The following is a 23,254-nucleotide window of genomic DNA, read 5'->3' on the forward strand; positions in this document are numbered from 1 at the left end:
TTAATAACACTAGTTTATCCTAACAAGATTAAAAGACCATGAAAATATTATTTAATAACTATTCGAATCCTTTTGAAGTCAGATGGAAAAGCGAGGCTAAAGCATTTGTTGCTAAAGCCTCGTTTTTACTCTGTAATTCAGCTCACTATTAAATAATTCGCCGCCTTCAGTCGAATCTTAATAATTAATCATCGTGTTCCTTATTTACTAAACCACTAGTAACCAAAACAATGAAATGCACAGATTCGCGAAACGCTATCTGGTTATATGCCATTGGCCGCAAATGCCGCACACGATATTTCCTCCTTATTTCTTGCACCACGATTATTATTGCCTTTCTTTAACCAAATTACATGAAAAATTGATTAAAAATATGAGCTAAGGCATTGCAGTCTTTAAAAATTTAATCAAATTGGAAAGGACTGAATGAACTCTTCATTCAGTCCGCTTTTATAACCATAATTATAAGCATTGGCTTCCCCATTTAAATCCCATTCCTTCGCTTGTGCTCTCAAAAATGAAAAATTTATTCAATCAGAAACGAGGTTATCTGTTTGCTCTGTTTCATTTAATTCGGAACTTGTTACATAACCGATATTCTCACCAATAGCAATAAGGTTCTGATCTCTCTTTGTTATAGTTAGGAAAATTACAATGCTCAATATTGCGATGAGAAATATTGAACTGGTATCAATTGTTCCTAAAGAAAGTCCTCCGGCACTTCGAGATTGTGAAAGAAAATCGCCCAAAGATGCCCCAAGAGGACGGGTTAATATATAAGCGATCCAGAATGCAAGAACTGAATTAATCTTCAAGCGATAGAAAGTAAATGTTACTACCCCTATTAAACCAGCAAACATAAGGGCTGATTTCCAATAACCTAAATTAAGCTGCTCTGCTATAAGATCGCCCGCCGCAGTCCCCAAGGCAAACGTAAATAGAATTGCTGACCAATAAAAGGCCTCTCTTTTAGTTGTGTAGATAGAATGAATTGATAATGTCTTTTCATTGGCATACCAAACAACAAAAGTTGCGATGAGAGCCACAGAAAACACGATAGTCGTTATTTCTAAAGGTACTCCAAAATGGTCCACAAGGTTATCGGTTATTAGTGTGCCGACAACACTAATTAGAACAACTAAAAGCCAGTATACACTTGGCACGTATTTTCTTAGCTTAAACTGAAAGAATAAAGTAATCATCAAAAGAACGCTCATTATAAATGTTGTAATAGTTAACCCTAAATTTAGGTTTGAGTTCAAAAAATCAGCGGCTGTTTCACCGACTGTTGTTGCCAAAACCTTGATCACCCAAAAGAAAATGGTAATTTCAGGAACTTTATTCAGCGTCTTTCTTATGGGATGAGAGGATTTTACTTCATTGAAATTTATTTTATCGTTGATAAATCCATTAGTCTTCATAGACAAAGCCCCTTTGTATGTATTTTTTTCTATTCTACCCAAATAATTAAGGAGATAATCCAATTGATTATCTCCTTAATTTCGAGGTACCTTTTACAATATTTAACTAAGTAATTCATCTCATTTTACAACATAATCTTGGCAACGAGGTTAAAAATTATTGTTATAGTTACCTAGAAGGTCTTCTCCCATTTTGAAGGTCCTCAGTAGTCAATCCAAAGGTGTATTGATAATGCGGATAATCCACTATGGCTTTAAAGGTTCCACCCCATTCTAGCCCGCCCTGTCCCCCTAAATGTCCCATTAAGATATATAGGTTTTGATCATTGGAAATTTGGTTGTTTACAAAAGGTGCAGCGTCAAATGCCAGGCCCCAATTATGATAGGAATCTCCGGCTCTGGCATTACTTACAATTGGACCAGGCATTGTTCTTCCTTGAGCATATAGCCTGTCTGACTCGTCCCAGCTTCTAAACCCAGTGGTAATGCGGACGTCTAAGTTATGGGCTCTTGTTAAATTCAGAAATTCACTAGCGAGAGAAGCGACGTAAGGATCAAGTGAACTTAAAGATGTAGAGCTTGGTCGGGTTTCAAACTTGTCCGCCGAGTGGGGAGCAAATAGACTTATCCGGGTTCTTGGGTTTACTACTCCTTCTTGAACGAGCGCATGATCGCGCTGGAACCTAAGTACCGCCTCGGTGGTTTTATGACCAAACCACCCATCAGGAGTTCCTGAATTATAGCCTAAAGAATTTAACTTAACTTGTATCATTTTTACCCTGTCGATCAAGCTAGCCCATGTGGCAGGACCAACAATACCATTCCGAGGTAACCTAATATCATCTTGATAATTCTTGACTACGTCTTCAGTTTTTCGATCGAAAAGATAATCTATTACAAAGCTATTATAGTTTTTACCTAAACCGTTTAAATTCATCTCAAGCCTTTTTACATACGGACCTTGAGAACCTAGTCTTAAGGTTGGTAAGTTTGCCATTTATAAAACACCTTTCTCATAGTATTTCTATTTAATACTATGCGGAAGAAGCCGAAACGTTCAAATTTGCCGCGTCCCAAAGTAGAGTGCGTTTAACTTAGATATTGAGGAATCGTTTATGTCAGGTGAAAAGGGTTTTAAATGCACCTCATAGATTTTTACGGTTGTCAACTACCTTAGTTATTATTGTATCTAATTATTTCATACCCTTCATTAACCCAAGATTAAAAGTCCTACTATTTCTTTTAACTTTAATCCTTATTTAATCATCTTATAGGAACAACTAAATCTACTATGTTAAGATATTTCAGGTTCATTGAAGAACATTAAAAATCTGAAAAATTAAATTTTTGTTGGGCTGACGGCCACTATATTGTTAGAGAACGAATGATCGCTGGTAAGCCAATCGTTGAGAAGGCACTCTCTCATCCTAGGCGATTCCGATCCGTCCGCGATTACCTTGAAGTCAAGGAAGTTATCATTGGCGACGGGGAAAAAGATTAAAAGACCATGAAAATTTTATTTTCTTATTCATAACTATTCCAGTCTTTTGAAGTCATAAGAAAACGAGGCTAAAGCATTTATTGCTCAAGCCTCGTTTATTTATCCATTATTAATTACAATTTAATCCTCTCTTAATGTTTAAACTTTAGACTGATTAAAAGAATTCGTCCGCGAATCAGGTCCAACAAAAATTTCGGGAGGAAAATATAGGTGTAATGAATTTTCTAAAATTATTGCGGCCTCATCAATGGATTAAGAATAGTTTTGTTTTGCTGGGTATAATGTTTTCTAAACAATGGGACCTGGCAACTTTATTTCTTGCCTTTGTTACTTTTGGAGCCTTTTGTTGTATCGCGAGCAGCATCTACGTCTTTAATGATTTACTGGATATTGAGGCTGACCGCCAGCATCCTACAAAAAAAACGCGGCCGCTCGCGAGCAGGTTGATTTCCCCTCGAAGCGGCTGGATGATTGCGGGCGGACTGGTTTTAACAGCCTTGTTGCTTGCTGCAGTTTCGGGACCATGGGTCGTGTTGTTTATTGTTATGTATGCAGCGTTAAATATCGCTTACACACTTCGCTTAAAACAAGTTGCCGTTCTGGATGTGTTTATTATTTCCGCGGGTTTCATGCTGCGTATTCTTGCCGGAACAATCGGTCTCGGCATTGCTCCCTCCTCTTGGCTATTGCTCTGTGGATTTATGCTCTCCCTCTTCCTGGGCTTTGCCAAGCGTCGGGCTGAATTTTTTACTCTTGAGAACAGTGGGTTGTCCGAGACCAAAAATCAAACGCGACAGGTTCTAAGAGACTATAGCCCCATGATGATTGACCAGTTTATGGCAGTCAGTTCCGCCTGCACCATTCTATGCTATGGTCTTTATACCGTTAATTCAGAAACGGTCGCTCGATACGGCACTACAGCCTTAATCTATACGTTACCTTTCGTGGTTTATGGTGTTTTTCGTTATATCTTTCTATTACATCGACGCGGTAAGGGTAACGACACCGCACTTGATCTCTATTCAGACCCCCACTTATTAGTAACTGTTTTAATCTGGGGACTAGTAACTGTAGTGATCATAGCATGATCATATCAGGGTTAAGCAAACGAAAATTAAGCAGCATTGTCCTCTTCTTCGTTTTGGTGCTGGCGGGTTGTCTGATCTTTGCCCAATGGAGTAATAGAGAAAACTATTTCTCTGCTGTTCAAACCATCGGTATGACATGGCTTTGTTTACTTCTTATACTTTCACTTCTAAATTATCTTCTTCGGATTATTCGCTGGCAAAACTACCTTAGATTCCTTGGTGCAAATCTGCCCGTTACTTTGAGTGCTTTGATTTACGTAGCAGGTTTTGCCCTTACGATGACACCTGGCAAAACGGGAGAATTGTATCGCGGTGTTTTTCTTAAGACTTATGGCGTAACCTATACCAACAGCACTGCAGTTTTTGTAAGCGAGCGCATTTCCGATTTATCGGCAATTCTTCTGCTGACACTACTGGGCACATTCCACCAACTCCACTGGTTTATGATAATTTCGGTGATAATCGTCGCTGCGATTATCAGCCTGTTTTTATCGTTACACACTAAATTCCCTCTCAAATTCCTTGGCAATTTATCCAGACTTATACATCTTTCATCCAAAACAGGACGGCGTTGGCTAACACTTCTCAAAGAAGCGCGGCGCTGTCATAGTCCGCGTATCCTAATCAGTGCAACGTTTTTATCACTTCTAGCCTGGTCCTCTGAAGCATTTGCTTTTTATCTTCTTCTTTACAAATTAGGGTTCAGTGCGGGTCTGCTTTTTGCCTTTTCTGTATATGCTCTCGCAACATTAGCTGGGGCAATAAGTTTTCTGCCGGGAGGTCTCGGCGGTACAGAGGCAGCGATGGCCGGTTTACTTCTTATGAATGGCATGCCTGGAACACAGGCCATTGCGGCGACTGTTATTATTCGCTTGACCACTTTATGGTTTGCCGTATTTTTAGGTGTGATAGCTTTAGTCCTTGGCAAGCGAGTGCTAGTTTCCGGCACTGAAGAGCAAGGCAACTAATTCAATAAAATTATTAAAAAGGATGGTATAAAACAAATGGATCTTTCCTGGAATCGATTCCCTCGCTTAAAGCATCGTGAGGTCTTTAACTTATCTGAAGGTTTTGTCAGCTTACCACGGACTGAGTCATTCTGCCTCCCTTACGGAAACGGCCGTAGTTATGGTGATGTCTGTCTCAATGAAAATGGAGTGCTGCTGAATACACGAAAATTAAATCATTTTATTGACTTTGACCAAACAACGGGCCGCCTGCGTTGTGAAGCCGGGGTTTTGCTAAAGGAAATTCTCGAATTGGTTGTACCGAAAAATTGGTTTTTACCCGTAACGCCTGGGACCCAGTTTATTACAATTGGCGGAGCTATCGCCAATGATGTACATGGCAAAAATCATCACTGTGCCGGCTCCTTCGGAAACCACGTGATCCGTCTGGAATTACTGCGTTCTGATGGACAGCGAATTGTCTGCAGCATGGAGAAGGCCAAAGATTGGTTCACGGCAACCATTGGCGGCTTAGGACTGACAGGCCTGATTACTTGGGCGGAGATACAGCTGATCCCCGTGAATAACCCCTGGATATTAGCTCAATCCCGACGCTTTTCCAGCCTGGATGAATTTTGGGAGATTAATAGCGAGGCCGAGCATCGCTGGCCTTATACTGTTTCCTGGTATGACTGCCTCTCGGCAGGACGCGGCCAAGGCCGGGGTGTGTATATATCGGGGCAGCACGCGGCTGAGACAGATAAGTTCCCCCCACGCCACCCTAAGTCGCTGCGCTTCCCATTTGACCCGTCATTTTCGTTAATTAATCCTGTCAGTCTGAGACTGATTAATACTGTTTATTACCATAAACCGATCAAGGATATGCCGGCATTATCTCATTACGAGCCCTTTTTTTATCCCCTTGACGGAGTGCTTGATTGGAATCGTATCTATGGGAAAAAAGGATTTTTCCAATATCAATGCATTCTGCCGCCGGAGGACGCTCAGGACGGAATAAAAGCCATGTCGAAAAAGATTGCTGCCAGCGGACAAGGTTCGTTCCTTGCCGTTCTAAAAACTTTTGGAAATATACCTTCGAGAGGTTTAATGTCCTTTGCTCGCCCGGGCGTCACACTAGCTCTGGATTTCCCCAATCATGGTCAAACAACGCTGCGTCTATTCAAAGAATTAGACGCCATTGTGTCTGAAGCTCAAGGTGTTCTTAATCCTTCGAAAGATGCACGCATGTCGGCTAAAATGTTCAAGAGCGGTTTTCCGCGGTGGGAACATTTTGCCGACTTCATTGATCCAAAATTCTCATCCAGTTTTTGGAGGAGAGTCACACAATGAGTAAGCGGCAGAGAATTGTTATATTTGGCGCTACATCGGCAATAGCAGGCGCATGTGCCCGCCAATGGGCGAAGCAAGGCAACAGCATTTTTCTGGTAGGACGCAGTCAAGAAAAGCTGATGGCGCTTCTCAACGATCTTCGGCAAAACGTTTCTTTTGAACAAACGATCGAAGGGGTAATAGCCGATTTAAACGAATTCAGGCTCCATGAAACTCTCCTTTCACAAGCGGAACAAGTCCTCGGAGGAATAGATATAGTACTCATCGCTCATGGAACTCTACCGGACCAACAGGCCTGCCAACAGTCCGTGGATTTGACTATGCAAGAGATTCGCACCAATGCCCTGAGTGTCATCGCCTTACTCATTATCTTAGCTAATCGTTTGGAGACGCAAGGAAACGGCACTTTAGCCGTGATAACTTCGGTTGCCGGGGATCGCGGTCGAGGGAGCAATTATGTGTATGGTTCTGCCAAAGGCATGGTTACCCTCTTTTTGCAAGGTCTTCGCAACCGCCTTGTCTGGCGGGGAGTCAATGTTATCACTATTAAACCCGGCTTCGTGGACACACCGATGACCGCTCATTTTGCCAAGAAGGGTGTCTTATGGTCAAAGCCTGATCATATCGCTGTCGGTATTGTAACAGGCATTGCCAAAAAAAGGAATGTTGTCTATTTACCAAATCTCTGGCGTTGGATCATGCTCATTATCCAGCACATACCCGAAAGTATTTTTAAAAGACTAAATCTCTGAGGATAATGTCCGAAAACATCTTGAAATGGCTCCATCAAATATGAAGGTGAAAGAATGAATAATAGCCGAGTCTTGAGAATCAATGGAAAAAGATACAAATTGAATTTGAAACGTTTTCTTTTGACAGCATTAATCTTTTTTACAATATTAGGCACAATAGCTGCCACATTAATTCAGCGGATTAATAATTATGACCCAGTGACTCCCATTAACCTCTCAAAAGAAACGGCCAGGCAATTTATTCAGCTATTAGATTCTACAAAACAATACCATGTTTCTTCTAATGCTTCAGACAACACTCAGCCCATCTACGCTCTTGGCAATAATGGAATAATTAAGAAGATACTGGTCAACGCACGAAAAGTCAGCAAAACGAACCAAATCTATGTATTTAGAACACCATATCAAAACGGCCGCTATTCCATTACCCTGCCGCCGGAATCCTTAAGCAACGGGCCGCAGGTCAATGATTCAGCACTGACTATGGCGTATCCTTTTATGTTTTATGTCAGCTCCTTTAATGGACAACCCCAGTCTATTAATGCCTATAACTTGCAGAACAACAAAAAAAATATATTTACGTTTTCCAACGTTGTCAAAAACGCAAATATCCTACCTATTAACAAAAACCAGGTAAAAGTACGATTGGTTGAGAATGCCGGAAAGACGGCGAATGTTTTTCTTACTATTAATAAGAATACTGTTTTCAGCAGTTCGCCTAATGACTTGCAATATATGGCCCCTCCCTCCGATAACACGTCACCCTTTATTCGATTGGTCGAAGGGGTAAAGCAGATCATGGGCAATAGCACAGTGGCCTTTTTAGAAAACACCTGGTATCAAACTAAAGACAATTTTACAAGTCTATTTTACTCAGTAAAGAACAGGAAGCAACAAAGTAACCCAATCCGTGCCGAAGACATCGCAGCAGCCATTCCTCAAAAGCCTGCCTTGCCAATCGTTCCAGACAACAGCCCGCCTCTGGTAAAGTCAATAGTCTATCCGGATCCCTCTCGCTCATATATTAAAGCGAGCTTAGTGAAAATTAACCCGAAGCTGGTCGATTTTCATCTAACAGCTGGTACAGAAGACCCTGTCTCGGTTACGGGCATTCATGGAACCGGTATGATACCTTGGTCAGTACAGCGACAGAATAATCTGATAGCAGACTTTAATGCTGGCTTTCAAGCTAGAGATGGAGTCTATGGCTTCATGGTCAACAATCAGGTCTATCAGCTGCCAAAAAAAGGACTGGCAACCTTTTGCATCTATAAAGATGGGAAAATTGATATCGGCTCTTGGGGTAAGGAAATAAGTTCTACAACCAATATGATTTCCCTGAGACAAAACCTGCCAATGTTGATAGACAACGGTAAGCTAAATCCACTTATTTCTGATCAGGCAAAATGGGGCGCAACAGTTAATAATGCTGTCCGGGTGTGGCGCTCTGGCATCGGGATTGACGGACAAGGGCAAATTATTTATGCCGCCGGTAATAATCTCACAGCTGAAACCCTAGCCCATGCTTTACTTAGTGCCGGAAGCATCAGGGCGATGGAGCTTGATATAAACAGCTATTGGGTTACGTTTAATTTCCTGCATCATACTTCCGGCAGCAGCAATGGTTCGTTGGTTGGAACAAAGCTCGACCCCTCTATGACTAGATCACCCTACCGCTATTTATCGCCTGACACAAGAGACTTTTTTTATCTAACTCTTAAAACGCCTGCACATCCATCTTAAGAATAAGGAGATAATTCATTGATTGATTTTTACATCCACATTGAACCCTGGCAGCAAAAAACCATCACTATTGTTAAATGAAATATCAACTGGAACATCCGTCTCTCCGTTATTCACAACAGCCTTATCTGAAATTCTAATGACTTTTCCTTTAATTGTTTTTGATTTGTCTGCCTGAGGAATTATGTCTACATCTGCACTCATCTTCACGCTTTTTATGAATTCTTCCGGAATATTTGCTTCGACAATTAAACTGTCCAAATTTAATAAACTTAGAACTTTTTTATCTGAGCTAACTATATCTCCAGGCACATATCCTATGTCATAAACGATCCCATGATTGACATTGGAGATAATATCACTGCCTTTGATATAGGACTTATTCAGTTTGTCCTTCATTGCGGCCAAATCTGATTCTAAAATCGCCAGATCGCTTTTCTTGGAATCAACAGTCTGTTGTTTCTCATATTTCAGAGTATCAATTGACGATTTGATATCCTCAACATCGTTTCTCTTCGCATCAACTGTTTTTTTAGATTGATCAAGGTCATATTTGGAAATACCCCCTGACTTGAAAAGCGTTTGCTGCGCAGCATATTCCGACTGTACTTGATTATATAAATCTTGGGCATTTTTCAAATCGTTAAGGAGCTTTTGCAAATCAGGAGCATTACTAGTGTTCAAATAATCATTTTGAATTTCTTCGATATCATGGCTTTCGGAACTTATGCTCATTTCCTTGCTTTTAATCTGATCTTCAAACTCTGTCAAATTTAAAGTTACCAATGAATCCTGATTCTTTACCTTTTGCCCCTCTACAACATCTATTGTTTTAACAGCAGCAGGAAAATCAACCGTGATATTCTTGATATCCACGGCTTTTACAACGCCAAACCCATCGACTGTTTTCGTTGATTTCACAGTTCCGCTATTGACTGTTACGCTTTTGGCCGCATTATTGGTACCGCATCCGGAAACTGACATAGTCAAGGCCACGACAAGAGCTAATATTATTCTTCGTTTTATTGTTGACACACCCTTCCATCGAGCAAATTAATCGTTCTATTCCCGTATTCTGCTGATTCACTTGAATGGGTAACCTGAATGATTGTCTTAGACTTTTCTAAATTAATTCTTTTAAGCAACCTCATAACTTCTATTCCTGTTTTACTGTCCAAGTTCCCTATCGGTTCATCCGCTAAGATAATCTCAGGATCATTAATTAAGGCTCTGGCTATAGCTACCCTCTGCTGCTGCCCGCCGGAGAGTTCTCTCGGTGTGTGATTTTTTCTATCGGCAAGTCCAATCAACTCAAGAAGCTCTTTTAAACGTTCGTGATATTTTTTGGCCTTTTTCCCGTCTAATAAGATGGGCAATAATACATTTTCTTCGACACTAAGATTTGGAACTAGATTGTAAAACTGAAAAACAAACCCTAAATCTCTTCGTCTCATGGCACTCTCTGCTTTATCCGACATGCTTGATAGCTCTTTGTCATTAATTTTTATACTGCCGGAAGTGGGTCTATCAAGTCCGCCTAACAGATAAAGCAGTGTGCTTTTGCCTGAACCTGAAGGCCCCATGATCGATACGAATTCGCCCTTATTAATAGAAATATTGATGTCTTTTAAAATCTCAACATTTAAGGTTCCCATGGTATAAGCCTTGAATAAATTCTGCGTAACAATGACCTGATTCATATTTCCCTCCCTAATGCAGCTATTTAAATTAATAGGGTGACTTATGGTTATTCAAATTTAATAGACTGAATAATGCTATTTTTGGAAGCCTTTAAAGCGGGGCTTACAGAAGCAATAACTGCAACAGCGAAGCTGACAATAATTGATGCAGCCATATAACTTAAGGAGTATTGCATGACAATCCTCATACTGATCGCTTGCAAAATATACGTCATATTATTTGCCAGGAGTATTCCGGCAAGGACTCCTGTGATGCCTCCCAAAATCCCCACTGTTGCAGATTCAATTAATATCATTTTCATCATTTGGAGTTTATTCATGCCCACAGACCTCAAAATTCCCAATGAACGTCTTCTCGAAATAAAACCGATAATGAAGTTATTGAAAATCCCAATAAGCCCGATAAACATAGCCAACACCAAGAAGCCCGTCAATATGCTAAGAATTGGATTTATCTTATGCAAAATACCCGCCTGCTCTTCTTGCCTTGTTTGTATACTGAAATGATATTGACCGTAGTCGTTTTTAATGGCATTTTCCACATCACGTGGATTTTTAGAAGTCTTGACAAGAATTTTTGCATTATATTGCCCACCGGTATCCGCTTGAAAGTATTTCTCAGAAACCAAAGCGATATCGCCAAAGCTCTCTGCGGTATTATAAAAGCCAATGACCGTATAGGGAATAGACCCTTTATCTTCGGACATTTTCAAGTCAAGTACGTCGCCTATCTTCAGATTAAATTTGTCACGCAACGTATACGTCAGCAGGATGCTTCTTTCCGATTCCAATTGCTTCAGCTCATCTGTGAGGTTCATATCTGAATCAATTCTCATATAATCTAAATGTTTTGTGATATCTATCCCAGCGATAGTTCCAATACTTCCATTTTTATTCGTAATTTTTATATCGTCCTTCTCAAAATACCTGTACACACCGGTTACGCCATCAACGCTATAAAGTAAGTGTTCAAGGTTTTTATCCACATTATTATCCATCTTTTCGATTAATACATCGAATTTCTGGTAATCAACGTAAATACTGACCAGCTGTTTTGATAAAGAACTGCAAAAGGTGTTGACCATCAAGAGGCTTGCTCCCCCGATAATCAGAAGGGATAAACTTGTCATCATGCTTTTATTGTCCCGCAGGTTTTTTAAAGCAAGAGTCCCTATATTTCCAAATACCAAGGTATAGATCCCTTCCGTTAGTTTAATAAACCATGCGATTAGATACGGAACCAGCAAAAAAATTCCGGCTATCGAGATAACAAGGCAAGCAGTATCCGCAACGATGGCCATTTTCCCGAAGGCGAACTTTGGCACGACAATGGACGTCGTAAGGAAAAGCAAGCCTAGTACGACATTGATTAGTTTCTTGTCTTTTACTTTTTCAATTGAATTTAAGACAATATCCTTGACAGGAATTCTTGAAACCTGAATGATAGGCAAGAGAGAACTGAATAGACATAGGATAAAGGCGAAAATTAAGGTGCTTAGCAATAAGAGCGGATTGACCTGAACAGAAACGCCGGCACCTTGGGCAAAACCGCTTGAGATGGCGGATGACATTAAGTAAAGTAATCCTATCCCCACTCCACAGCCAAGCAAACCTCCAATAGCACCATATAAGGCGCTTTCGAGAAGAAGGATAAAATTCGTTGTTCTTCTCGTAGCTCCAATGCTGCGTAACGTTCCGATAACAGGCAGCCTCTCTGCGATGATCACTTTAAATGAAGAATAAATGATAAACATGCACATAAAGGTTACGATGGCAACAACTAATTTAAACGGGGTAATGATCTGATTCGTCAGACTGGCGATCTGCTCCGGTGAAAATGCTTCCTTTACATCGTATTTGTTGTACACTTGAGAAAGAGAATTAATCACTTGCGGCAAATCAGCTGATTTTTTTACTTTGACGTAGGCGCAATTAACCTTGCCTTCCTCCGAATATAACTTTCCGAGAACATCTTTGGGCACAATAGCATTAAGGCCTTTGCTTTCATCAGTAAAAATTCCTACCGGATTTGCAATACCACATATTAAAAACCTCTGTTTATTGGAATTGATCATTATATCCAGGGTATCCCCTGCTCTTAAGCCATACTTCAAGGCCGTATTTTGGCTGATAATAATTTTTTTGCCTGCGAAAGAATTTAAATGATAGGTTGCTGCAAAGGAAATAGGGTTCCACCTTTGAAGATCTTCTAAAGTGATTCCTTCAAGGTTAATAGCAACAGATTGTTCATTGATCATTGGTTTGTAATTAGCAGATTCATTAATAGCACCAATAACGTACTGGGTTTGGTCATTACAATCTTGAGCGTATCTTAGACTAAAAAACTGCGAAGGAGATTTCATAGTTGCTTTGACAATTATGTCTGATGTCCCAGTGGACAATCTTAGCATTTCATCATACATTTTAGATATTGATGCAGCAAAAGCATTTGATGAAAAGAAGAGTCCCGAAGAAATCAGTATCGATAAAATAATTAATAACGTTCGGGATTTCTTTTCACTGATATTTTTCAGCACAAATTTAAAAATCAGACCCAAGTTTTCACCTCCCATTTTGGGCCGCGGTTGGCCTCTTTCGATGAAACTCTATTTAACCGCTCAATATATACTACAGGATAGGAATAACTTGCTAATAAAGAAGAGATAAACTTTTAATAAACCAAAAATAAACCAGAAATAAACAAGTGCTCGGACGGCAACGTCCAGTGTGATGCTGGATTTAGTCATCATTAACTCATCTCCTTACAAAAGCCCAACAAGCCAAGGTGGCGCGGATATCGAAGTTATCAATTTAATCACCGTTATGTCGGGTCTTCTCAATCGTTGCAGATGAACAAGAAGATACTCACAATAGAAGTAGATTCAATCAATTGCAATCTATTGTTTTCGACGGACTTTGTTATAAAAAAACTAGGCGCTCATCTTAAAGCACCTAGTTTATCTTTATATATTAATTTTCGCTATGGCAATAAATAAATCTGTGTTTTGGGTAATCTTTAAAAATCCAAATGACGATATCGGCGTCAACTGGATGGTCACTGCAAAAAGTCGAAGCCATGGCACTATCCATTAGGGTAATAGCAGCAAAAAAATTTTAAGTATTTGCGAAAGCCCCTCGGTAGAAATATAAAAAAAACTATAAGTGATGATTCATCAATAGTTTAAAGAATTATACACTCAAATAAAATGAGATAGCAAAATTAAAGCACCTACAATCCAGCAATAATAAGCAAAAGGCTTCATGGCATTAATCTCTTTCCTCTTAAACCAATGCATTAAAATTGTTACAGCAATATAGGCAAATAATCCAGCAAACAGACCGCCGATTAGGGAATTAACGAATAAACCATGGGAACTGTGTTTAATCAGCTTTGGAACTTCTAGTATGCCGGCTCCGGCAATGATAGGAGTGGCTAACAACATAGAAAAGCGTGCGGACTCCTCGTGTTTAAGTCCCATCCAAAATCCTGCTGTCATACTTGCTCCGGAACGAGAAAAGCCTGGAACCAAAGCCAAAGCTTGAAATAAGCCGACGACTGCCGCCTGCCCGTAAGATAAGTCATTGATGCTTTTCGTGCCTCGCTTCTTCATTTTTTCACCAAAAAATAATAACAGACCATTAATAATTAGAAAGATGGCGGCTGTTGTCACATTGCTGAACATATTGGTAATATGTTTTTCTAAAACAAACCCGATCAAAGCTGCCGGAATCGTCCCAACCAGAAGTAACAAAAGCAAACGTAATGAAACCTCTTTGCCGGAATTAATAATTGAACGGATTATTCTCATCCAGTCGTCCCGGAAAAAGATCAATAAGGCCAGTGCAGTACCAAGATGAAGCATAACTACGAAAGGTAAAAAATTCATCTTTAAGAACTCAGGATTAAGATTCCAGTGAAAGACATAAGGGGTAAACACATTATGAGCCACACTGCTAATCGGAAACAACTCAGTGATACCTTGGACAATAGCAATAATAATCGTTTGTAATAAAGTCATTACTTGAGCTAGCCTCCCTATCTATTAATGTTCAGGCTATTAGCCTTCCCTATTAATTATAATATTACATAAGAGGGAATGCTTGTCTATCTCTGTTAAATCGGTGTTAAAATTCGATAAAGATCTCAATTCACCAAGCCAGGCATAATAACAAAAACATCCTTAAGCGGCGTGTTCATTCTGGACATCTCTCCGAGTAACAGTCAGGTAACCGACAATGGCAACGATTATAATAGGATATTTTCAGACCGCTTCTTTCATAGTCCACAGTCATCTGGTTTAATAGCTCATCAAAATATTCTTTGCAATTGACTTTTTGAAAATAAAAAGGAAGATGCCCCGTATCCAATTTCGAAAAGAGAAACAAACGATCGACTAAGACATCCATTTCGCAAGCTTTTTTGTAAATAATATCATAATAGCGTTGTTGCTTTTCCGGGGTATTGGCAAAGCTGTCCTTGAGTCCCTTAACATATCCTTTAATCGCCGTTAAAGGAGTTCTTAAATCATGTGAAATTCCTGCAACAAGTTCTTTGCGATCTTCTTCATATTTAAGCTGCGCCTGAATGGATTGATGCAGTCTGGCCCTCATTTCATCAAAATTTGATATCGCAGATCCGAATTCATCCCTATTCTCATATTTAATCTCAAAATCAAGATTACCGTTTTTAATTTGTTCTGCTCCATAATTAAGCATATCAAGGGGAACAATAATTTTTTTAAATATTTTTGCAGAAATAATGCCATTTGTTACAGAAATAATGAGAATTGATAAAACAAAAACAATGGTGATATAGACACCCAGAACCTATCGTAAATAATTATTGGAAATGTCAGCGAGTTCGTATGAAATTAGATTAAAGTTTGATTAAAAATATCTCAGCACCAAGAGATAGTACACTCCACATCAATCGACTTTCTAAGACTAGGATTAATTAAAAATACTTTATCAGCAAAGAGGAAAACAGCCTTGGTTCAAGGACCAAGGCTGTTTTATGACTCGTCTTCAGTTTCGTGCATGGTATATTTTGACTATGTTCAATCGTTATCTCCATATTGAAGCGAACTAAATAAACCTTATATTAACTTTGTAAGGAGCAAGATATAAAAGGCAAAGTAACAGATAACTTTATTAATTTTCCTTATTTAATGATTTTAATTTCAGGCGTGGGTCGCTCTTTTCATTTTCAAAGGTTTTACTTAATCTTTTTCTATAGGTTTTGTTCTAATAAATCGCTTCTATAATTGTTCGTTCTCTTTAAATCAGTTAGAGGCTGCGCATCTCCTCAATCGCCGGTCGGTGAAATAGACGATTTGTACCGAAAATCGCAGCTGCCGTGGAAGAAATGGCTGCCGCCGCCAATAATACCAGATAGCCCCAAGGTATAGAGAGAACCTCAGGCGGAGGGTCGAAAACTCCCGTTAGCACCTTGACCAACATTTCAGCCACCCCGAAACCCAATATGATACCTAAAAGGCTGCCCCCCGTCAAGATAACAAGGCCTTCACTCCAAACAAATGCCCCGAGCTGTCTCTTCTTTGCTCCCAAAGCGGCGAGTACAGCCAAGGTCCGCCGCCGTTCGGCCAGACCGAGAGCTAAAATCAGCCCCGTCGAGGCTGCAGCCAACAGAACGGCAAACCCCAATTCCAGCCGCGTAAGCCCATGAAGATCCACGGCTGTCAAGCCTGAACTGATAGTACGCTGAGTGGAATTAATATCAGTCACTTTGGCGCCGGCCAATGTACTCACCACAGCTTTTGCCTGGGAAGCAAGAGCCTCAGGATTACCCTTCGCCCGCATTAAGACAATTTCTGAGGCGTCCGATCCGGTTTGCTGCCCAATATAATTCCTATTGGCCACCAAAAACGAGTCTTTCGGTGCCGTGGGAAACTCCCGGACAATCCCGATCAAATGAAACGGTACTATATGATACTGATGGTCTTTAATATTCTGGAGACGAAGATTGATTTTATCCCCGAGTTTAAGTTGGTAATCTTTTACCGTTTCTTCCGAGACCAAAACACCGTCCGGTTGTTTTGCTAACTCCGCCAAGACTCCCCGGGCGTTGCCTCCGGCAAAATAGGCATTGGCGATATTCGTTGCTTGGCCGATAGTTTGCGGATCAATACCGTACATATCCTGTAAATCGTTGCCCACATAGACCAACCGATGCTGCATCGGCTGGATAGCGGCAACCCCGGGCAACGCTTTTAATTCTCTGAATCGCGTACTGGGGGCGGACATTATTGAACCGCTAACGGTTACATCAGCACCATTCGTCAATTCAGCATCAACATGAGACTGGGCATTGTATGTGGTATTGAAAACCGCCGTTGATACGGCAAAGGATACCGCTAACGCTACTAAGATAATCCCGCGGACAATGAGTAATCTTTGCCGGGATAAGGATGATGACACCACTCCGGAAAGCTCACGGGCAACAGGATTAAGCAGCCGGGCCAGTAACTTGCGTCCTCCGGACATCCATCCTTCCAAAAAGCGAGTCGAAAATAAAACTGCACCAAGCCAAAAACACAAGGGAGCCACAAAGGCTTCATAATTTACCGATGTTGTAGTGATCCCTTCCGGAGCCAGGACAACCTGATAACCTGTACTAGCTGTTCGCCAAAACTCAACCCCGGAGATAACCAATAAAACAACATCCAAATAGACTTTCTGCCATAGAGCTTTGCGCCCTCGGCCTACAGTCGCTTGCGCCGACACTACTGTGGAATGGTGTATCTCTTTCCAAGCAGGATATAGGATGGCAGCGATGGCTAAGACGAAACCCATGAGAGATGCACTTACTGTCCAGAACAGAGAACTCTTACCTATTAGTTCATTTCCCGGCATGAACATCCTATGAATTCCAAGGGTCAGAACATTACCGAGTACCACACCTCCGAGCGCCACAATCAGAGCTTCAATAGCCTCCAGCCCTATAATGGTCTGCACAGAGGCTCCTCTTATCCTTAGCAACGCTTGTTCCTTGCGCCGCCGATTTGTTCCTGATGATGCAATAGCCATAGTTAGCAGAACTGCCAGAATAGCTCCCGGCAAACCTAAAAACAAAAAGAGTACGTTGCCATAAGCTGCATCCGCTTGAACACTCCCGAGACGGGTCGCCAGAATATCCCCTACGATGCCCCGGCCGGCAATTCTGGCTTCCAGATTGTGCGCCAATTGCTGCACAAATTGATTGGCAGCAGCGGGATCAGCCGGTAAAGCATGGCTAATTCGGACGTGAAATTGGGCATGTACGGAATCAGGCCGCACCGCAGCCTGCGGTCCAAAAATTCTCTGCCACTGAGCCTCGGGAAGCAGAAGTACATTATCCGGGGGAGCCTGTGGCGCTGCTCCCGCCGGTAACCCAATGGCTTGAAAGAGGGAATCTGCGTTAGGGAGATCCACAACGCCATCCACAATTACCTCACTGGGAGGCAGCCCTACTCTTTCAATGGTCACCCGGTCACCCGGCTTGACATGTAAGTTGGCTGCTGTTTGCTGGGCAACAAGCACACCTTGACTCGACCCTACGAGCTGCCGAAATTCCAGGGGAAAGTTAGCACGGTAGGCTGCACTGATTCCCAGTACTTTACCTGGTCCTGTTGTCTGCACAGTCCCACCGGTATTGGCGATTAATCCCTTGACATCAGCATATCCAACTTGCTCTAAAGTTGTATAAGGCGTTGCCTTACCGATAGCCGCTTTAACGGCATTGGCATCCGAAGGATGGGAAAGTTGAATTTGCCAGTCTGCAGGAACTTCCTGAACAGCTCGCTGGGTCATCGAAGCACCGGCAGAAGCGATAAATGCTCCCAGAGAGGCCAGCAAGGCAACAGTAAGCGCAACACCGCTGATAGAGCCCAGCAAACGTCCTTGACGATAGGTTAAAATTCCTTTAAACCATGTTCTCAACATGTAACTACCTCCATAACACCGTGCTGCATCTGCCAGATTGTGTTCATCCGCTCGGCAATAGCCTGATCATGAGTTGCTACTACCAAGGCTGTATCTGACCCTTCCAGTGAGTCAAGCAGTACATCAAACAAATGCTGGGCTGTGGGATGATCCAACTGACCCGTTGGTTCATCAGCCAGAATAAGCTGCGGCCTGGAGGCTAAGGCCCGGGCCACCGCAACGCGCTGGGCCTGACCGCCGGAAAGTTCCTCAGGAAGCTTATCGGCAATGATATTCAGCCTCATTCTATTCAGAGTTTCTAAGGCAGTTTTGCGAGCTTTGATCGCTTCTATTTGTCCCAAAAGCAGCGGCAGTTCAACATTTTCCACCACGGTCAGCGGGGGCAGTAAACTCTGCATCTGAAAAATGAAACTGATCTTTTGCGGGCGAAGGTTCGCCCAACTTCCTAGTCCCGGCCAGGAGATATTCCCTGAGCTGGGATGATCCAACCCTCCCATCAGATGCAGCAAGGTGGACTTGCCGCTGCCGGAAGGGCCTACCAGAGCAATTCGATCCCCTGGTTTTACAGAACAAGTTGCCGACACTAAAGCAGTCTCCTCTACATCTCCGCGATAATAAATCTTACTAATCTTTTGCATTTCAACGAGGGACTCAATCATACTTAACAATCCTCCCGTCAAATACCCTGAGAATACGATTAGCGTGAGCTGCCAATGCTTCACTGTGGGTTGCTATGATTGCAGCACCGCCGTTCCGGCGGTAATTTTCGAAGAGATCCAGAATCTTTTTCTCCGTCTCTGCATCCACTTCACCCGTCGGCTCATCAGCCATGAGTACCTTCGGGCTGTTGGCAAGGGCTACCGCCAGAGCAGCTCTGGCAAGTTCCCCGCCTGAAATCCGGGTAGGGCGGGCCTCCCGCCGTTTATCTAAACCAACCTGCTTCAAGAGCTCTGTCAGACGTTCTTCATCGACCTTATGTCCCAATTGCATTTGCAAGCGAATATTCTCTTCCACCGACAGGTGATTGAACAGATTTCCTGACTGAAGTACAATTCCTATCTCTTGAGCACGAATAGCAGCTCGTTCTGCTTCCGGTCTTCGGGTAATACGTTTGCCTAATAATTCCACATATCCACCGTCCGGTTCATCCAACCCGGCCAGACAAGCCATTAAGGTCGATTTTCCGCTCCCCGAAGGTCCCATCACAGCCACGATTTCGCCGGAATCCACATGGATATTTGCTCCGCGTAAGGCCAAAGTTTCTTCCTCTCCGGTATGATAAAAGCGATAGAGATCAAACGCGTCAATGATTCCCATATTACCTCCACGTAAAGCTTGCAGACATCCGATTCCACTGGTCCACATTATCAGCACCCAGCGGTGCCCAAAGGGTTAAAGTTGCCAGCTTGCCATTTTTATAAAAGAGATACCGATTGTTCTCCAATCTTACCTGCTTGCCGGTTACCGGATCGGGTACGGAGTTCGAGTCATAAGCAATTAAAACAGCCTGGCCGCCGGATAAATTTACTTGTTTTACACGTTTAATAGTGACGGCCCTTCCTGTTTTCTGCAGTTCCGCCGCCTGATTCTTATTCGCGCTCGTCACAGTAGGTTGGGAAGATACTTGGCTGACGGCAACCTGCACACCATTTAACTTATCCTGGAATATAACATCACTGCCCTTAATCGTGCGCCCCCATCCTTCCGGCACGACAAGATCATACCCGCCCGAAGCAGAAGTATAGTTTACAAAGGCTTGAGTATCCGGAATATCACCTGTCGGATTTTTTTCCGGTGCCACAGCTTTTTCCGAGCTTGATCCTGTCACAGCAGCCGTTTGCGACGGCTGGGTTGTCCCGATGTTATTTGCAGACGACATGGCTTTGGGGGCCATGTGTGGAGCCGGCGAACTATTCGTTCCGCAGCCGCCGAGTAACGCAGTCATCGAAATCGTAGTAACAACAATGACCAATCCTATTGATTTAGACATATGTACCTCCTTGCTTCTCGATTGTTCTCCATGTTTTACCATTGCTAACATCGTCTCCTTTCAGCTTTAATGTATCATTGCAAGATTAAAGAATAATGAACGAAGGATTTAAAATCTATAAAGAAAAAACTGGACTCCGATTGGAATCCAGCTAAATAATAGGGTGAATCAATAACAACGAAGACATGAATGCTCTTTACCCATTTGCAATACTTAATGATGAAAATCTGCTCATAGTGTGACCACCGTATTGTAAGGAAGGTCCACGCAAAACCGCGCCCCACGGGGTTCCAGGTTTTCTGCCCAAATCCTTCCTCCATGAGCTTGAACAATCCTTCTGGCAATACTTAACCCAAGCCCATGTCCCGGAATTTCGCGAGAACGGGCCTCATCAACCCTATAGAATCGGTCGAAGATCAATTCCAGAGCATCAGGCGGAAAACCGGGCCCATTATCTTCAATAACAATCCTTACGTTATTTTCGATCTTCTGCAAATATATCCCAATCAACCCGCCTGACGGTACATATTTGCCGGCATTCTCCAGAATGATTCTGATAAGTTGTTTAAGATAGAGAACATCTCCCTTCAACTCGATATCCGGAAGCAGGTCATATTTAACAGTATAGGAGCGCAGAAAAGGCAAATCTCTGGCGCTTTCAATAATAAGCTCACTTAAATTAAGAGGAACCAAATTCAGATACAGCTCTTCCCGAGCCAAGGTCAAAAGATTTTCCACTAATTTCGTCATCATCTTTGTCTCTTCAATCACAGCGGTGGCAGAATCACGTACAATGAGAGGATCCTCGGCTCCCCAGCGCTGTAAAATATCTGCATGCCCGCGGATGACCATCAACGGCGTGCGCAGTTCATGAGAAGCATTGGCTACAAATTGCTTTTGCTGTTGAAACGAAGTTTCTAACCTCTGCAGCATATGATTGAAATTCTGTCCTAACAAATCAAGTTCATCCCCGCTTCCCCGCAGCGGCAGACGCCGGTTAAGATCATTAGCTGTCAAAAGCGAAATCTCCCGATTCAGCTCAGCCAATGGGGTCAGTACCTTTCGGGATAAAAACAATCCTCCGAGAGAAGCCAACAGTAAAGCAGAACCGCCAAGCCACAGTAACTGGCGCAAAAGCACAGTTTCGGCGAGTTCCACATCTTCCAAATCAGCAACACCTTGAAGCGTACCAATGAGTTTCCCGCCGGACATAATCGGCCGAGCTATATAATAGACATCTTTACCGTCAAGGTTCCTCACTTCTGGGTCAGCCTGTTGCTCGATGGGCAGCTGAACCTGAACATTACCTCTCTTCTGAACCACCTTGCCTTGCAAGGAAGTCAGTTGTATTGTCACACCTTTGGGGACATTGTCATTTAAAGCCTCAGGATCATGAATATCTCCCGCCTGCCCATCCGTGGAATCATCCAGTGTACCGAGCACACGAGAAACAGTCGTCTCAAGCACTTGCTTTTTTTCTTTATGTAAATCCTGGCTGTTACCCCAATATGTAATTGTCGAGAGAATAAACACCGTCAAAAGAAGCAGGAGAATATACCAGAGTGTTATCTTCCAGGCCAAACCCCATTTAAATCCAGGCAGCCGGAATTTCCCAATCGACCTAGTCTTCGGCTCGCAGGACATAGCCCACTCCCCTCACCGTATGAAAGTAATGAACTCCAAAGCGTTCGTCAATCTTGCCGCGTAAAAAGCGCACATATACATCAACGGCATTCGATTCCCCATAAAAATCGAACCCCCAAACGTTTTCCAGAATATGCTCCCGTGACAAAACTCGGTTCGGATGCTCTAAAAACATGGTCAATAGTTCAAATTCCTTTTTGGTCAAACTAATTTCCTCACCTCGAAAATAAACTTGATAGGCTTGGGTATCAAGTTCAAGTTCCCGAAAGGTTAATTGGCCTAAATTTTTCTTAACCGGCGGATTTTTACGCCGTAATACGGCGCGAATCCGAGCCATTAATTCATCCATGGCAAAAGGTTTTGTCAAATAATCATCGGCGCCAATATCCAAACCAAAGACTTTATCCTGAACTTCATCTTTCGCAGTCAAGAGCAGAATTGGGGTATCTTTGCGTGCTCGTATTTGTTTGCAAATTTCATAGCCATTGAGAAAAGGCAGCATAAGGTCCAAAAGGATGACATCCCATTCCTGCGTTAAGGCCATATCAAGCCCCATCCTTCCCTCCGCTGCCAATACAACACTATGTCCATGATGTTCTAATTCCAACGCTATGACTTTAGCAATAGCACGGTCATCTTCAACTAATAATACTTTGAGAATTGTTTCCTGCATGATTTTCGACAGCCTCCTTCGTATCACCATCTCCATATCGCACTATCGGACTTCAGCTTTTAATTTCTAAGCTAAGGCGTACTGGGATCTATTTCAAATTCTCAACCCAACCATTAATTTATCATTAAGCGGATTAGAATCCAATATTCAATATTAAAAGACAAATACATTATCCCCTTGGTTTACAAAGAACTTGCTTCCGTCCAAGGGTTCAAAGGAGGCAATGCCGCAGCCCTGAACCCCAGACGTAGCAAATTATGCTAGATGGTCAATCTTGTTCCCCAAATGGCTTGGACTTGGCATATTGGCCGGCTTAGCCGATGAAGATCGAGCTTCAGCTATCCGCTCACTCATGCTTTCCTTCGCTTCTTCGCTGGCACCTGTTCTCACTGCAACATTTTGGTTAACCATTGCCATTCTGGGCAACATACTGTTACTGCTGATTCCTGTAATCATATAATTCACCTCCTTTCAGACTTAGTCTTAGTCTTAGTCTTAGTCTTA

At 42.3% G+C, this 23,254-nt stretch carries 19 protein-coding genes; 5 read left to right on the forward strand and 14 right to left on the reverse strand.

Going from position 1 to position 23,254, the window contains the following annotated elements:
* Positions 1–530: 530 nt before the first annotated feature.
* Positions 531–1,484: a COG4705 family protein gene (locus tag DESACI_RS19935; protein ID WP_014829028.1), complete on the reverse strand. Its 954-nt coding sequence runs from the start codon at positions 1,482–1,484 to the stop codon at positions 531–533.
* A 106-nt stretch (positions 1,485–1,590) separates the two neighbouring features.
* Positions 1,591–2,418: a peptidoglycan-binding protein gene (locus tag DESACI_RS19940; protein WP_014829029.1), complete on the reverse strand. Its 828-nt coding sequence runs from the start codon at positions 2,416–2,418 to the stop codon at positions 1,591–1,593.
* A gap of 719 nt (positions 2,419–3,137) precedes the next feature.
* On the opposite strand from DESACI_RS19940, the gene DESACI_RS19945 reads away from it, so the two are divergent.
* Genes DESACI_RS19945 through DESACI_RS19965 form a run of 5 tightly spaced genes read left to right on the forward strand, consistent with a single transcriptional unit; the run spans position 3,138 to position 8,802 of the window.
* Positions 3,138–4,010: a decaprenyl-phosphate phosphoribosyltransferase gene (locus DESACI_RS19945; protein WP_014829030.1), complete on the forward strand. Its 873-nt coding sequence runs from the start codon at positions 3,138–3,140 to the stop codon at positions 4,008–4,010.
* Entirely contained in the window at positions 4,007–4,978 is a 972-nt protein-coding gene (locus DESACI_RS19950; RefSeq protein WP_014829031.1) for a lysylphosphatidylglycerol synthase transmembrane domain-containing protein, read from the forward strand. The genes DESACI_RS19945 and DESACI_RS19950 overlap by 4 nt, the downstream gene beginning before the upstream one ends.
* A gap of 36 nt (positions 4,979–5,014) precedes the next feature.
* The gene (locus DESACI_RS19955; protein ID WP_014829032.1) at positions 5,015–6,307 is read left to right on the forward strand and encodes an FAD-binding oxidoreductase; all 1,293 of its coding nucleotides are present in this window, start codon (positions 5,015–5,017) and stop codon (positions 6,305–6,307) included.
* Positions 6,304–7,059 (forward strand): SDR family oxidoreductase, encoded by a 756-nt coding sequence (locus tag DESACI_RS19960; RefSeq protein WP_014829033.1) that lies wholly within the window; start codon positions 6,304–6,306, stop codon positions 7,057–7,059. The genes DESACI_RS19955 and DESACI_RS19960 overlap by 4 nt, the downstream gene beginning before the upstream one ends.
* A 54-nt stretch (positions 7,060–7,113) precedes the next feature.
* Positions 7,114–8,802, forward strand: coding sequence for a phosphodiester glycosidase family protein (locus tag DESACI_RS19965; RefSeq protein WP_014829034.1), 1,689 nt, complete (start codon positions 7,114–7,116; stop codon positions 8,800–8,802).
* A gap of 15 nt (positions 8,803–8,817) precedes the next feature.
* Here the strand turns inward: DESACI_RS19965 and DESACI_RS19970 are convergent, their stop codons facing one another.
* From DESACI_RS19970 to DESACI_RS20025, 12 genes are all read right to left on the reverse strand, one after another.
* Positions 8,818–9,837: an HlyD family secretion protein gene (locus DESACI_RS19970; protein WP_014829035.1), complete on the reverse strand. Its 1,020-nt coding sequence runs from the start codon at positions 9,835–9,837 to the stop codon at positions 8,818–8,820.
* Entirely contained in the window at positions 9,825–10,502 is a 678-nt protein-coding gene (locus DESACI_RS19975) for an ABC transporter ATP-binding protein (RefSeq protein ID WP_014829036.1), read from the reverse strand. The genes DESACI_RS19970 and DESACI_RS19975 overlap by 13 nt, the downstream gene beginning before the upstream one ends.
* A gap of 47 nt (positions 10,503–10,549) precedes the next feature.
* Positions 10,550–13,060 (reverse strand): ABC transporter permease, encoded by a 2,511-nt coding sequence (locus DESACI_RS19980; RefSeq protein ID WP_014829037.1) that lies wholly within the window; start codon positions 13,058–13,060, stop codon positions 10,550–10,552.
* 639 nt (positions 13,061–13,699) lie between these two features.
* Positions 13,700–14,521 (reverse strand): undecaprenyl-diphosphate phosphatase, encoded by an 822-nt coding sequence (locus DESACI_RS19985; RefSeq protein ID WP_014829038.1) that lies wholly within the window; start codon positions 14,519–14,521, stop codon positions 13,700–13,702.
* 175 nt (positions 14,522–14,696) lie between these two features.
* A complete protein-coding gene (locus tag DESACI_RS19990) occupies positions 14,697–15,326 on the reverse strand; it encodes a histidine kinase dimerization/phospho-acceptor domain-containing protein (RefSeq protein ID WP_085939241.1) in 630 nt (209 codons plus the stop codon).
* Positions 15,327–15,788: 462 nt separating this feature from the next.
* The gene (locus tag DESACI_RS19995; RefSeq protein ID WP_014829039.1) at positions 15,789–18,443 is read right to left on the reverse strand and encodes an ABC transporter permease; all 2,655 of its coding nucleotides are present in this window, start codon (positions 18,441–18,443) and stop codon (positions 15,789–15,791) included.
* Complete coding sequence (locus tag DESACI_RS20000) at positions 18,437–19,102, reverse strand: ABC transporter ATP-binding protein (protein ID WP_014829040.1); 666 nt, start codon at positions 19,100–19,102, stop codon at positions 18,437–18,439. Before DESACI_RS20000 ends, DESACI_RS19995 begins: the two co-directional genes overlap by 7 nt.
* Positions 19,095–19,760, reverse strand: a complete 666-nt coding sequence (locus DESACI_RS20005) for an ABC transporter ATP-binding protein (RefSeq protein WP_014829041.1) — start codon at positions 19,758–19,760, stop codon at positions 19,095–19,097. The genes DESACI_RS20000 and DESACI_RS20005 overlap by 8 nt, the downstream gene beginning before the upstream one ends.
* A gap of 1 nt (position 19,761) precedes the next feature.
* Complete coding sequence (locus tag DESACI_RS20010; RefSeq protein ID WP_014829042.1) at positions 19,762–20,433, reverse strand: PsbP-related protein; 672 nt, start codon at positions 20,431–20,433, stop codon at positions 19,762–19,764.
* Positions 20,434–20,664: 231 nt separating this feature from the next.
* Positions 20,665–22,077: a sensor histidine kinase gene (locus DESACI_RS23245; RefSeq protein ID WP_014829043.1), complete on the reverse strand. Its 1,413-nt coding sequence runs from the start codon at positions 22,075–22,077 to the stop codon at positions 20,665–20,667.
* Positions 22,055–22,750 (reverse strand): response regulator transcription factor, encoded by a 696-nt coding sequence (locus DESACI_RS20020; RefSeq protein WP_014829044.1) that lies wholly within the window; start codon positions 22,748–22,750, stop codon positions 22,055–22,057. The genes DESACI_RS23245 and DESACI_RS20020 overlap by 23 nt, the downstream gene beginning before the upstream one ends.
* 255 nt (positions 22,751–23,005) lie before the next feature.
* On the reverse strand, positions 23,006–23,206 hold the full coding sequence (locus DESACI_RS20025; protein ID WP_014829045.1) for a hypothetical protein: 201 nt from the start codon (positions 23,204–23,206) through the stop codon (positions 23,006–23,008).
* Between the last annotated feature and the right edge of the window lie 48 nt (positions 23,207–23,254).

It is taken from the genome of Desulfosporosinus acidiphilus SJ4 (genome assembly GCF_000255115.2).
Classification (GTDB): Bacteria; Bacillota; Desulfitobacteriia; order Desulfitobacteriales; family Desulfitobacteriaceae; genus Desulfosporosinus; species Desulfosporosinus acidiphilus.

What these genes read in the sequence shown, in the direction of transcription:
- DESACI_RS19940 (WP_014829029.1), bottom strand. Translation starts at nt 2,418, where the DNA reads ATGGCAAACTTACCAACCTTAAGACTAGGTTCTCAAGGTCCGTATGTA.
- DESACI_RS19945 (WP_014829030.1), top strand. Translation starts at nt 3,138, where the DNA reads ATGAATTTTCTAAAATTATTGCGGCCTCATCAATGGATTAAGAATAGT.
- DESACI_RS19950 (WP_014829031.1), top strand. Translation starts at nt 4,007, where the DNA reads ATGATCATATCAGGGTTAAGCAAACGAAAATTAAGCAGCATTGTCCTC.
- DESACI_RS19955 (WP_014829032.1), top strand. Translation starts at nt 5,015, where the DNA reads ATGGATCTTTCCTGGAATCGATTCCCTCGCTTAAAGCATCGTGAGGTC.
- DESACI_RS19960 (WP_014829033.1), top strand. Translation starts at nt 6,304, where the DNA reads ATGAGTAAGCGGCAGAGAATTGTTATATTTGGCGCTACATCGGCAATA.
- DESACI_RS19965 (WP_014829034.1), top strand. Translation starts at nt 7,114, where the DNA reads ATGAATAATAGCCGAGTCTTGAGAATCAATGGAAAAAGATACAAATTG.
- DESACI_RS19975 (WP_014829036.1), bottom strand. Translation starts at nt 10,502, where the DNA reads ATGAATCAGGTCATTGTTACGCAGAATTTATTCAAGGCTTATACCATG.
- DESACI_RS19985 (WP_014829038.1), bottom strand. Translation starts at nt 14,521, where the DNA reads ATGACTTTATTACAAACGATTATTATTGCTATTGTCCAAGGTATCACT.
- DESACI_RS19995 (WP_014829039.1), bottom strand. Translation starts at nt 18,443, where the DNA reads ATGTTGAGAACATGGTTTAAAGGAATTTTAACCTATCGTCAAGGACGT.
- DESACI_RS20000 (WP_014829040.1), bottom strand. Translation starts at nt 19,102, where the DNA reads ATGATTGAGTCCCTCGTTGAAATGCAAAAGATTAGTAAGATTTATTAT.
- DESACI_RS20005 (WP_014829041.1), bottom strand. Translation starts at nt 19,760, where the DNA reads ATGGGAATCATTGACGCGTTTGATCTCTATCGCTTTTATCATACCGGA.
- DESACI_RS20010 (WP_014829042.1), bottom strand. Translation starts at nt 20,433, where the DNA reads ATGTCTAAATCAATAGGATTGGTCATTGTTGTTACTACGATTTCGATG.
- DESACI_RS23245 (WP_014829043.1), bottom strand. Translation starts at nt 22,077, where the DNA reads ATGTCCTGCGAGCCGAAGACTAGGTCGATTGGGAAATTCCGGCTGCCT.
- DESACI_RS20020 (WP_014829044.1), bottom strand. Translation starts at nt 22,750, where the DNA reads ATGCAGGAAACAATTCTCAAAGTATTATTAGTTGAAGATGACCGTGCT.
- DESACI_RS20025 (WP_014829045.1), bottom strand. Translation starts at nt 23,206, where the DNA reads ATGATTACAGGAATCAGCAGTAACAGTATGTTGCCCAGAATGGCAATG.